The sequence below is a fragment of the Pseudoduganella sp. RAF53_2 genome (genome assembly GCF_052113985.1).
Taxonomy (GTDB): Bacteria; Pseudomonadota; Gammaproteobacteria; order Burkholderiales; family Burkholderiaceae_D; genus Rugamonas.
Genome location: NZ_JBFRDW010000086.1, coordinates 1 through 13,018 on the forward strand (window position 1 = coordinate 1; position 13,018 = coordinate 13,018).

Sequence of the window (13,018 nt, forward strand, 5' to 3'; positions counted from 1 at the left end):
ATCCACCTTGGCAAATGCAAGCGTCATATGTGCACAGGATGCGCAATCGGCGTGCGGTGCGAGCTTTTTGGCGAGTGGCGAGGACTTGTCTGCCACGTCGTCAGCATGCGCGGTGTGCTGATGGTGGCCGAAATGCTGCGCGGCGCGGCCCGTCTCATGTTCGCAATAAGCGCTGATTGCGGTCCAGCTGAACTGGAGTACCACAATGGCCATTACGAAGAAGAGGAACTTTCGGGTCATGGGTAAAAGTATAACATGGGCTAATATAGGTGGAAGAGGTTCCGCTCCCGGCCGCTTTAATAGTAWGCTGCTGTAATGCAAGATCACTTCAACAATTCCTGATGCGTACACTTGGGAACCTGGGTAAAGGTTTGGTGGCAACACGCAGCCTGTTGTGGGGGCTGGGCCTGCTGCTGGCTTTTATCATGGGTGCGACGTTCTATGCCACCGCCGCGAAAGGCGTGGAAGACGATGCGCAGCAGCGTTTCGATAATCTGACCCGCGCCACGCAGTACAGCATCTCGGCGCGCGTGAAGTCGTATTCGGACGTCGTGCGTGGCCTCGTCGCGCTGTTCCAGACCACGGATAACCTGAGCCGCCTGCAATTCCGCCAATACGTGCAAAGCCTGGATATGCCGCAGCATTTCCCGGCAATCGAAGCGGTCACTTATGCGCCCAATGTGGAAGATGCCGACCGCGTGGCTTTTGTGGCCGCCGTGCGCGCCGATAAAAGTCTGACCCCGCTCGGCTATCCCAAATTCGACATCAAGCCGGGCGGCAAGCGTGCGCATTATTCGCCGCTCAGTTATCTGGAACCGATGGGCATGCTGATGGAAAAATTCGGCGTGGATATCACTGCCAATCCGGCCATCGACCGCGCCATGAACCTGTCGCGCGACACCGGCCAGGTCAGTGCCTCCGGCCAGCCAGTGGTGGTGCAGCAGCCACTCCCGCATATCGGCCTGGGCATGCGCCTGCCAGTGTACAAGCGCGGTATGCCGGTGCATGACGTGTCCAGCCGCCGCGCGGCATATCTGGGCTCGGTGGGCATTGGCTTCGGCGTGTCGAAGCTGGTGCAGGGCGCCATCGACGAAATGGCCGACCGCCAGGTGCACATGATCCTGTATTCGGATGCGTCCACCGATCCCGAGAAGCGCCGCCTGCAAATCGAGAAGGACGATCGCCTGCTGTTCAACGACAACGGCTCGATCGACAAGCCGGCCGCGCTGCCGGGCGATCCGGGCGATTACTTCGTCAGCGTGCTGCCGATCGATTTCAATGGCAGCCTGTGGAAGGCCCAGTTCTACGCCCGCAAGGACGATATGGTGGTCGGCTTCGATCGCTGGTTGCCGCTGGTGGCGTTTACCACGGGCTCGGTGGGTACGATGCTGATCTACAGTTACTTCTTCAGCCTCTACTCGCAGCGCCGCAAGGCGCAGGAACAGCGCCGCCTGCTGGACAGTGTGCTCGATAACGTCGACGCCCACGTTTATATGAAGGACCAGGAACGCCGCTTCGTCTACGCCAACGCCAAGATGGCGCAGGTGATCGGCCACCCGGTGGAGGAAATCGTTGGCCGCTACGATCGCGAAGTGATGCCGGTGTCCCTGGCTGACGCGGCGTGGGCCGAAGACCGGACCGTGCTGCAGGATGGCCAGAAGCGCTCAGGCGAAGACCAGTACACGGACCGCGACGGCGTGGTTCATCATCTGTGGACGGTGAAAGCGCCGGTGCACCTGGATCAGGAAACCACGGTGGTGATTGCGCTGTCCACCGACGTGACCGAGCTGCATAAGTTGAAGGAACAGGCGCAGGCCGCGAATCAGGCGAAGAGCGATTTCCTGTCCAATATGAGCCACGAGATCCGCACGCCGATGAATTCCGTGATCGGCATGGCGCACCTGGCGCTGAAGTCGGTCACCAATCCGAAGCAGAAGGATTATCTGCAAAAGATCTATCACTCCGGCCAGCATCTGCTGGGCATCATCAACGACATCCTGGACTTCTCGAAAATCGAGGCAGGCAAGCTGGATCTGGAAGTGCTGGACTTCGCGCTGGAGTCGCTGCTGACCAATATCTCCAACCAGCTGGGCGAATCGGCTTCGCGCAAAGATCTGGAGCTGGTGTTCGAAATCTGGCCGGGCCTGTCGCACCAGTTGCGCGGCGACCCGCTGCGCCTGGAACAGGTGCTGCTGAACTTCGTCAGCAATGCGATCAAGTTCTCTGAAAATGGCCGCATTTATATCCGCGCCCGTCCGGTGGAAGACCGCGACAACACTACGGTGGTGCGCTTCGAAGTGCAGGATAACGGCATCGGCATGACGCCGGCGCAAGTGCAGATGCTGTTCCAGTCTTTCCACCAGGCCGACACCTCGACCACCCGCAAATACGGAGGCACAGGCCTTGGCCTGGTCATCAGCAAGCAGCTGGCGGAATTGATGGGCGGTACGGTCGGCGTGGAAAGCGAACCGGGTCATGGTTCAACCTTCTGGTTCACCGCGCGTCTGCAGAAAGGTACACATCTGCTGCAAGCGACCGATACCAGCGCGATCCAGCCGGATGTGCTGGCGTCGATCCACGGCGCGTCGATTCTGCTGGTGGAGGACAATATCTTCAGCCAGCAGGTGGGGCAGGAGCTGCTGGAGGATTCGGGCGCGACCGTGGTCGTCGCCAACAACGGCAAGGAAGCAATCGACCTGCTGCTCAAGGAGCACTTCGATTGCGTGCTGATGGACGTGCAGATGCCGGTGATGGACGGCTACGAAGCCACGCGCATTATCCGCGCGCATCCCAAGCTGTCCGGCACGCTGGTGATCGCGATGACCGCCAATGCGGGCCGCGAGGACCAGGCGCGCTGCCTGGCGGCGGGTATGGACGAATTCATTACCAAGCCGATTGCACCCAATCTGCTGTTCTCCGTGCTGTCGAAGTGGATGAGCCAGCGCGCCGCCGAAGGCCGTACGCCGCAGGTGCGCAGCACCACTGCGCCCGCCGCGGAGGCCGCACCGCCGCCGAATCAGGCGGCGCTGACGGCGCAATTCGCGTCGCCGGAACCGGTGGAAAACCGCGACAATTCGCAGGAACTGCTCGATATGCGCATGCTGGCACAGACCTTTGGTAACAAGCCGGAGAAAATGCGCAAGTACGCCAATATGTTCCTCGACTCGGCGCGCGATGGCCTGGTGGAAGTGCGCGCCGCGCTGGAGCAGGAAGACAAGAAGCGTCTGTCCGAACTGGGCCACCGCATCAAATCGTCCGCCCGCGCGGTTGGCGCGATGAGTTTTGCCGACTTGTGCCTGCAACTTGAGCACCTGAACCCGGAGGACGATATCGCCAAAGCCCGTGATATCGTGGGCCGCATGCAGCCGCTGCTCGAAAAGCTGCGCGAGCATATCGGCCAGGAGTTGAATGCCAACGTGCCGGGGTAGCGGGCATATATAATGTGTGCTCGATAACCACTGCGGCACCTGATGACGATTACCCCCGGCCTGTTAATCCTGCACGGTAACCAGCTCGAACAGCTGCGCGCTGCCGTCTTCGAATGGCTGCGCAGCCATCCGCTGGACCCGCTGGAACCGGAAATCATCCTGGTGCAATCGAACGGTGTAGCCGAATGGCTGAAGATTGCACTGGCCGAGGAAACCGGCATTTGCGCCGCCACCCGCGTGGCCTTGCCCGCGCGCTTCCTGTGGGACGCTTACCGTGGCATGCTGGGGCGCGAACAGGTCCCACCCATTTCCGCCTTCGATAAATCGCCGCTGACCTGGCGCCTGATGCGCCTTCTGCCGTCCCTGCTGGGCGACGATACTTTTGCACCGCTGCGCCATTTTCTGGGCGACGGCGATCCGGAGCGCCGCCTGCAACTCGCCGAGCGTCTGGCCGACCTGTATGACCAGTATCAGGTGTATCGCGCGGACTGGCTGGATGACTGGTCCGCCGGCCGCGACCAGCTGCGCACCGCGCGCGGCGAAACGAAGCCGTTGACGGAAGACCAGCGCTGGCAGGCGGCCTTGTGGCGCGCGGTGATCGACAGCGTGCCGCTGCATGAACGTGAACTGGGCCGCGCCAGCGTCCACCAGACTTTCGTGCGCGCCGTTGAACGCGGAGCGCAGCCGCTGGGCCGTCTGCCGCGCCGCATCGTGCTGTTCGGCGTGTCGGCCTTGCCCTATCAGACCTTGCAGGCGCTGGCCACCTTGGCGCGCTTTACGCAGGTGGTGCTGGCGGTGCCGAATCCCTGCAAATACTACTGGGGGGACATCATCGACGGCCGCGACTTGTTGCGCGCGGCGCATCGCCGCCAGCCGCAGCGCAAGGGCATCGACCTTGGCGCGATTCCGCTGGAGGAGCTGCACGCGCACAGCCATCCGCTGCTGGCGGGCTGGGGACGGCAGGGCCGCGACTACATCCGCATGCTGGACGAATTCGACGAGGCGGCTGCCAGTTCGGGCCGCAGCGACAACCTGCGCGTCGATCTGTTCAGCGACGAGGACAGCGAATCGCTGCTCGGCCAGCTGCAGGCTGCCGTGCGTGAATTGCTGCCGCTGAATGAGCATCCGGCAGCGCGCGGTGAGCCGCCGCCAGCCGCCAGCGACCGTTCCATCGAGTTTCATATCGCGCACAGCGTGCAGCGCGAAGTGGAAGTGCTGCATGACCAGTTGCTGGCCATGTTTGCGGCCGATCCGTCGCTGCGTCCGCGCGATGTGGTGGTGATGGTGCCGGATATTGACGTCTTCACGGCCGCGATTCATGCGGTGCTCGGCCAGCACCGCCGCAACGATCCGCGCCATATTCCGTTTGAGATTGGCGATGTGAACGACCGCAGCGTAAATCCGCTGCTGGTGGCGCTGGAGTGGCTGCTGCGGCTGCCGCAGCAACGCTGCCGCCAGAGCGAGGTGCGCGACCTGCTGGACGTGCCTGCGCTGGCCTCGCGCTTTGGCCTGACCGTCGACGATTTGCCGACGCTCGGTCTGTGGATCGAAGGCGCCGGCGTGCGCTGGGGCCTGGATCGCGAGCACCGCGCGGGACTTGGCCTGGCGCCTGCGGGCGAACAGAATGCCTGGATCTTCGGCATCCGCCGCATGCTGCTTGGCTACGCCAGCGGCGAAGGTGCGAGCTTTGACGGCATCGAACCGTATGGCGAAGTGGGCGGGCTGGATGCCGCGCTGGCGGGATCGCTGGCGCAGCTGATCGAGGCGTTGCTGTACTGGCGCGCGCAGCTTGCCGTGGCGCGCACGCCGTTTGAGTGGGCGGAACAGGCGCGCTTGCTGCTGTCTTCCTTCTTCGACGCGAAAGAGGAGGGCGACAAGCTCACCCTGAAGCAGCTGGGTGATGCGCTGAACAAATGGCTGGAGACGTGCGAGGGCGCGGGTTTCGATGAAGAAGTGCCGCTGGCCGTGCTGCGCGAAGCCTGGCTTGGCACGCTGGACGAGCCGTCGCTGGAGCATCAGTTCGTGTCCGGCGGCGTGACGTTCTGTACCCTGATGCCAATGCGCGCAGTACCTTTCCGCGTGGTCTGCCTGCTGGGCATGAACGATGGCGACTTCCCGCGCCGTGCCTCGCGGGCGGACTTCGATCTGCTCGCGCTGCCGGGCATGGCGCGTCCCGGCGACCGCTCGCGCCGCGACGACGACCGCTACCTCATGCTGGAAGCCGTTCTGGCGGCGCGCGACAAGCTGTATATCAGCTGGGTGGGACGCAACGTCCGCGACAACAGCGAGCAGCCGCCGTCGGTGCTGGTTTCGCAGCTGTGCGACTACCTGCACGCGGGCTGGCAGCTCGACCTGTCCGAGCGCACCACCGAGCACGCGCTCCAGCCCTTCAGCCGCCGCTACTTCGAATCGAATGGCCTGCTGACCTACGCCGCGGAATGGCGCGCCGCCCATACCGCCATCAGCATGCCGCAGTCTGCCGCTGCCCTCTCCCTCGGACCCGCCGCGCCGTCCGCCTCTGTCGGCTTGGGCGCGCAGGCCAGCGGCGCCTCCGCACCACCGACCGCCGCTGCGTCGCACGATCACTCACCGCTGGACGGTGCGGCGTCGGGCCATGGCACCGTGCCCGCGGGCGGCGCCGAGACCGGGCATGCGGATCGGTCGAGCGCGGGCGAGCTGCCGCCATATGAGCTGGAAGAAGGTTTCCGCCTGAAGCTGAACATGCTGGCCGCCTTCCTGCGCCAGCCGGTGAAATACTTCTTCCGCCAGCGCCTTGGCGTGATCTTCGGCGACGCGGCGATGGTCGGCGAGGACGAAGAGCCATTCGCTCTGGCCGGACTCGAACGCTACCAGTTGGAAGACGCCATGCTCGACGCCGCGGGTGAAGAGGAAGCGCTGGAGGACGTCAAATCCGGCCTCGCGGCGCGCGCCGAGCGGCTGCAGCGCGAAGGCCTGCTGCCGATTGGTCTGATCGGTGAGCGCAAGCGTAATGAACTGGTGGAAGACCTGGTCCCTGTGCGCTACGCCTGGCTCTCGCTGTACGGACAATATCCGAAGACCGCGCCCAAGCTGGCTCTGGATCTGGCTCCGGCCGGCCTCCAGCTGGAAGACTGGATCGACCATCTGCGTGAAGGCCCAGCGGGCATTGCATCGCTTATGCAAATCTCCAGCCGCGTGCTGGATAAGGGCGGCGCCGTCCACGGTGAAAAGCTCATCCCCATGTGGCTGCGCCAGCTCGCCGCCGCCGCGCAAGGCCAGCCCGTGACCGGCTTCCTCGTCGCGCGTGACGCCATCGTGACGATGCTGCCGCTCGACCAGCAACAGGCAGCGGACACCCTTTCCGACATCGTTCGCATCTGGCGCGACGGCATGAACCGCCCGCTGCCAACTGCCTGCAAGACCGCGCTGGCCATGATCGGTGACAGCGACCCGCGTCAAATCTACGACGGTGGCTTCGAACTGCCCGGCGAAGTGCAGGATCTTTGCCTGGCCCGTATGTGGCCGGAATTCGCCGCGTTGAAAGCGGAACCGGATTTCGAAGACGTCAGCCGCGCGCTGTACGAACCATTGGCCAACTGGCTCGAAACCGGCATCGTGGTCACCAAAATCGAAGGCGAGGACGAGCAATGAGCGAACAACTCAAGCCCTTGACCTTCCCGCTGCATGGCTCGCGCCTCATCGAAGCCAGCGCCGGCACCGGCAAGACCTGGACCATCGCCGCGCTGTACGTTCGCCTGGTGCTCGGACATGGCGGCGACGAAGGCTTCCTGCGCCCACTGCTGCCGTCCGAGATCCTGGTGATGACCTTCACCCGCGCCGCCACGCGCGAGCTGTCCAATCGCGTGCGCGAACGTCTGGTCGAAGCCGCCGCTTATTTCCGCGGCCAGTCCGAAACGGAAGACAGCTACCTCGACGCGCTGCTCGAATCCTATCCCGACCACAGCGCCCGCCAGCAAGCCGCGCATCGCCTGCAGCTGGCCGCCGAAACGATGGACGAAGCTGCGATCTTCACCATCGACGCCTGGTGCCAGCGCATGCTGCGCGAGCACGCCTTCGACAGCGGCAGCCTGTTTGACGAAGAACTGGTCAGCGACGAAGCCGCACTGTTCGAGGATGCGGCCCACGACTACTGGCGCCAGCAAGTCTATCCGCTGGCCGAACAGCCGCTCTCCACGCTGCTCACCGTCTGGTCCGACGTGCACGCGCTGGAACGCAGCGTGCGCGATCTCGCGCGCCGGCCCGAATCCGTACAAGGCGCCGCGCCGGAACCGCTGGCGCAGCTGATGCGCCGCGTCCAGGCCGAGCAGCAGGCAGCACTGGCGAGCTTGAAACAGGGCTGGACCGAGCGCGCCGACCGGATGGAACGCTGGATTGCCGGCCATCGCGATTCCCAGCCCAAGTGCTTCCACGGCGCCAAGATGAAGCCGGAATCGCTTGTTAAATGGTTCAATGCCTTGCGCGACTGGGCCGCCGATCCGGCGCAGGTGCAGCCAGCCCTGAACGACACGGCGTGGCGCCGCCTGACCCGCGAGGGCATCGCCGATGCCTGCGCCAAGGGCTTTGCGCCGGAGATTCCGGACGACTTTGACGCCATCGCGCCGCTGGCCGAAGCGCTGAACAAAATCCRGCCGCTGAGCCACGCCCTGTACCGCCACGCCGCCGCGACCATCAATCGCCGCATGGAAGAACTGAAGCGCCAGAAGCGCCAGTTCGGCTTTGCTGACATGCTGGAACGCCTGCGCCTGGCCTTGCAGGGGGCGAACGGCGCCGCACTGCGCAAGCGCATCACCGAGCAGTATCCGGTCGCGCTGGTGGACGAATTCCAGGACACGGCGCCGAGCCAGTACGAAATCTTCAACCTGCTGTACCGTGTGGCCGACAATGACCGCACGCTCGGCCTGTTCCTGATTGGCGACCCGAAGCAGTCGATCTACGGTTTCCGTGGCGCGGACATTCACAGCTACCTGTCCGCGCGCCGCGCAACGGAGGGACGCCACTATCAGCTGGGCACCAACTTCCGCTCGACAGCGGCGGTGGTGGACGCGGTAAATCGCGTCTTCCTGCACGCCGAAAGCCTCGCCAATGACGGCCAGGGCTTTGCGCGCGGCGCCTTCCGCTTCCGCAATGGCGAAGGCAACCCGCTGCCGTTCGACGCGGTGGATGCGAAGGGGCGCGCCGAAGTGCTGGTAGGCGTGGACGGCGAGTTGCAGGCGCTGACCGTGTCTTGCACAGCCGAAGAACTGAGCGCCGAAGCCTACCGCGATTTTTTCGCCCAGCACTGCGCCGAGCATATCGTTTGTCTGCTCAATGAAGAGCAGGCTGGATTCCGCGGTCCTGAAGGTTTCAAACGCCTGCAGCCTGCGGACATTGCCATTCTCGTGCGCGATCGCCGCGAAGCTGCGGCCGTGCGCAAGGCCTTGCAGCGGCGCGGTGTGCCGAGCGTTTATTTGTCGGACAAGGACTCCGTGCTGGCCAGCGAAGAAGCGGCGGACGTGTTGCGCTGGCTGTCGGCGCTCGCCAATCCGCTGGATGGCGCGCTGGCGCGGGCGGCTTTCGCGACGCGTACGGCGAATCTGCCACTGGCCGAACTGGCGCAATTCTCGTCGGATGAACTGGCGTGGGAGCGCCGCGTCGAACAGCTGAAGACGCTGCACGTGGTCTGGCAGCGCCAGGGTGTGCTGGCCATGCTGCGCCGCTTCATCCACGAACTGGGCTTGCCTGCCGCGTTGCTGGCGGAGACAGGCGGTGAACGCCGGCTGACCAATCTGCTGCACCTGGCGGAGTTGCTGCAATCCGCGAGCCGCCAGCTGGATGGCGAGCAGGCGCTGATTCGCTGGCTGGCCGAACAGATCGAGAACGAAACCGAGAGCGGCGAAGAGCGCGTGCTGCGCCTGGAATCGGACGCCGAACTGGTCAAAGTGGTCACTGTCCACAAATCCAAAGGTCTCGAATACCCGCTGGTCTACCTGCCATTTGCCGTCACCGCACGCAAGGTCGACAAGCGCAATCGCGTGTTCTTCGAATACACCGACAGCCACGGTGTGCGCCATATCGACATGGCTTTGTCCGAAGAGGCACAGGCTCGCGCGGACGCGGCCCGCATCGAGGAAGACCTGCGCCTGCTTTATGTGGCGCTGACTCGCGCGCGCCATTTCCTGTGGCTGGGCGTGGCTGCGCTGCCGGCGCGCAAGGGCGGGGAGAACACCTTGCACGACTCGGCACTGGGTTATTTACTGACGGGCGGCGAGCCGATGCCGGGCGGACTGCTGCTGGAGCGCTGGCAGGAGCTGCGTGGCGAGTGCAGCGCGATCGGCATTGGCACGCTGGCGATGCCGACACAAGTCACCCATCTGAACCGCGTGGAGCAACTGGCGCCGCTACCGCCGCCGCGCATGTTCGACGCGGAATTTGAGCGTGACTGGGCGGTGGGCAGCTTTACCTCGCTGGTGCGCCGCACGAGCGGACCTGCTGCCGCTGCGCCGGAACTGCCGCCAGTCCCGCGCGACGCCAGCGAAGAGAAGCTGCTGGAAGGTGATGACGCGGCGACGCCGCAGTTCCGCATTGAGGATGCGCCATGGCACCGCTTCCCACGCGGCTCCATGCCCGGCAATTTCCTGCACGAGCAGCTGGAGTGGCTGGGCAAGGAAGGCTTCGATAGCGTGCACGCCGAATCGTTCGGTCAGCGCATCGCGCGCCGCATTGAGCACGCGGGCTGGGCGAATCGCCAGGAAGACGCGATTGCCTGGATTCGCGCCATCGCCACCGCGACCTTGCCGCCGCTGGGTGCGGCGCTGGATGGCATCGGCCATGTGCTGCCGGAGATGGAGTTCTGGTTCCCGAGCGAGCGCCTGGCGACGGGGGCGCTGGATCGGCTGTGCCGCGCGCATCTGCTGGACGGCATCGCCCGTCCGCCGCTGCCGGAACGCCAGCTGCACGGCATGCTGAAGGGATTCAGCGACCTGGTGTTCGAGCACGATGGCCGCTACTGGGTGCTGGACTATAAATCGAATGCGCTGGGCGGCGGCGATGCGGCCTACCACAAGGCGGCGCTGGCGCATGGCATGGCGGAGCATCGCTACGATGTGCAGGGCGCGATTTACATGCTGGCCCTGCATCGTCTGCTGCGCGCGCGGCTGGGCGAGGCTTACGATCCGGCGCGGCAGCTGGGCGGGGCGATTTTCWTCTTCCTGCGCGGTGTCGCCAACCAGACCACGCGCGGCTGTTATTTGCTGCCGCCCGATACAGCACTGCTGGATGGCCTGGACGCCTTGCTGCAGGAGGTCGGTGCACTGGAATTCGAACATGATGAATGACCACCCTTTGCTGGCTCAGGCCGATCTGCTGACCGAAGCGGGCAAGATGCGCCGGCTGGGGCCTGCGTTTGCGCGCTTTATCGCGTCGCTTGATGCTGCGAATTCTTCGCCGCTGCTGCTGGCTTGTCTGCTGCTGTCGGAACTGGAGGGCAGGGGACATAGCTGTCTGCTGCTGGAGGATCTGGCCGACCCGTCGGCCATGCTGGGCTGGAGCGAGGAGGAGTGGGCGTCGCTGCGCGATGCGGCAGGTCCGCTGCCGGACAGTCCCGCAGTGTGGAGCCGCGTGCTGCACCAATGCCGCCAGGTGCGCGGCGCGGGCGTGCCGGATGATGGCCAGCCATTGGTGCTGGCCGCCAATCGCCTGTACCTRCGCCGCTACTGGCGCGACGAAAACGTCGTCGCCAATGCCGTCCGCGAACGCACCGCCCCCGTCCTGTCGGGTGCAAGTGCGCCGACGCAGGACGTCATCCGTCCCGGCGCGGCGCGCGCCAGTGCCGATACTGGCGCCGCGCGGCCGGGCGACGCCAATCCGTCCGATGCGCACGGAGCGGCTGGGGACGCGGCGCCGGATGCCGCCCAAGTACGCGCCTGGCTGGATGTGCTGTTCGACCATGCGCCGCGCGAAGGGGGCGCGGATTGGCAGAAGATCGCTTGCGCCATTGCGCTGCGCGGCCAGCTGGCGGTCATCACAGGCGGCCCAGGCACAGGCAAAACCTACACCGTAGCGCGTCTGCTGGCCTTGCTGTTTGCGACGGCGGGCGAAAAGGCGGGCAGTCTGCGCGTGGCGCTGGCGGCGCCGACCGGCAAGGCGGCCGCGCGGCTGAAGCAGTCCATCGATCACGCACTGGACCAGCTATCCGACAAAGTCGGCGGCCAGCTGCCGCTGCGTGAGCTGGCCGCGCGGATGGGCGGCGCGCGCACTTTGCATAGCCTGCTCGGCGCGCGACCCGACACGCGCAGCTTCCAGCACCACGCCGGCAATCCGCTTGACGTCGACGTGCTGATTGTCGATGAAGCCTCGATGGTCCACCTCGAGATGATGGCGGCCCTGCTGGATGCACTGCCCAAGCAGGCGCGCCTGATCCTGCTGGGCGACAAGGACCAGCTGGCGTCGGTGGAGGCGGGCGCCGTGCTGGGCGATCTCTGTCACGACGCGCAGTCCGGCGGCTACAACTCCAACACGCTGGCCTACTTTGAAGCCGCAACCGGCCAGCACATTCCGGAAGCCTTCCACGGCGACGCCGGCGCGCTGGCCCAGCAAACCGTGATGCTGCGCCAGAGCCGCCGTTTCAGCGGGCCGATTGGCGCATTGGCGACGGCCGTCAACCACGGCGACACCGAGGCCGCGCGCGCTGTGCTGCGCAGCGACGGCAGCGGCCAGCTGACCTGGACCGACGGTGCACAGCAGGAAGACGTGCTGCGCCTGGCGGCCGACGGCTACCGTGATTATCTGAAGCTGGTGAAGGCCGGTCCGCAGCCGGGGCAGAGGCATGAGGACTGGGTGCTGAACGTGCTGCGCGCCTTCGAAGCTTTCCGCCTGCTGTGTGCCGTGCGCGAAGGCGAGTGGGGCGTGTCCGGCCTTAACGAGGCGATTGCGCAAAGGCTGGAGTCGGCGCGGCTGATTCGCCGCCGCGGCGAGTGGTATGTGGGCCGCCCCGTGATGATCACGCGGAATGACTACGCTACCGGCGTGTACAACGGTGACATTGGCCTGACCTTGCCCGACCCTGAGCGTGCCGGTTCGCTACGCGTCTGGTTCTCGGACGGGGAGCAGGTGCGCAGTGTGCTCGCGACCCGCTTGCGCAATGTGGAGACGGCGTTCGCCATGACCGTGCACAAGTCGCAGGGCTCCGAGTTCAAACACACCGTGCTGGTGCTGCCGCGCGAGGCGAGCAGCGTGCTGGCGCGTGAGCTGGTTTATACGGGGATCACGCGTGCCAGGGAGTTCTTCACGCTGGTGACGCCGAATGGCGGCGTGCTGCCGGATGCGATCGGGCAGCGCACGCACCGCGCGAGCGGTTTGCGTGCGCTGATCGGCGGATCGATGATCCGCCCTACGCTGCTATAGGGTGGTTCAGGCTGCGCGGCGGTGGCGCGGCTTGCCGGCAGGCGCTTTCTTGCGGCCGTTGTTGGACGCGCGCATGACTTTCGGCTCGTCGTCGCCGGAGATCATGCGGCGGATATTCAGCGCATCCATCAGACGCGCCGAATTGGCCTTCGCGTTCAGCAGCACCAGAGTGGCGTTGCGGCCGGCGGTCTTGATGCGCATGATCAGGC

5 protein-coding genes and 1 pseudogene are annotated in these 13,018 nt (G+C 65.2%); 5 read left to right on the plus strand and 1 reads right to left on the minus strand.

The features are described 5' to 3' along the window. From AB4Z11_RS07640 to recD, 5 genes are all read left to right on the plus strand, one after another. Positions 1 to 246: hypothetical protein (locus AB4Z11_RS07640; RefSeq protein ID WP_442024040.1), on the plus strand; the 246-nt coding region annotated here is incomplete at its 5' end. Between the two features lie 128 nt (positions 247 to 374). Continuing rightward, a complete protein-coding gene (locus AB4Z11_RS07645) occupies positions 375 to 3,428 on the plus strand; it encodes a CHASE domain-containing protein (protein ID WP_442024042.1) in 3,054 nt (1,017 codons plus the stop codon). A gap of 42 nt (positions 3,429 to 3,470) precedes the next feature. Further along, the gene (recC, locus tag AB4Z11_RS07650; protein WP_442024044.1) at positions 3,471 to 7,058 is read left to right on the plus strand and encodes an exodeoxyribonuclease V subunit gamma; all 3,588 of its coding nucleotides are present in this window, start codon (positions 3,471 to 3,473) and stop codon (positions 7,056 to 7,058) included. Continuing rightward, positions 7,055 to 10,741: an exodeoxyribonuclease V subunit beta gene (recB, locus tag AB4Z11_RS07655; protein WP_442024046.1), complete on the plus strand. Its 3,687-nt coding sequence runs from the start codon at positions 7,055 to 7,057 to the stop codon at positions 10,739 to 10,741. The genes recC and recB overlap by 4 nt, the downstream gene beginning before the upstream one ends. Continuing rightward, entirely contained in the window at positions 10,731 to 12,809 is a 2,079-nt protein-coding gene (recD, locus tag AB4Z11_RS07660; protein ID WP_442024048.1) for an exodeoxyribonuclease V subunit alpha, read from the plus strand. The genes recB and recD overlap by 11 nt, the downstream gene beginning before the upstream one ends. Before the next feature lie 6 nt (positions 12,810 to 12,815). Here the strand turns inward: recD and AB4Z11_RS07665 are convergent. After that, a pseudogene (locus AB4Z11_RS07665) lies at positions 12,816 to 13,018 on the minus strand (peptidase S11); the annotation flags it as partial.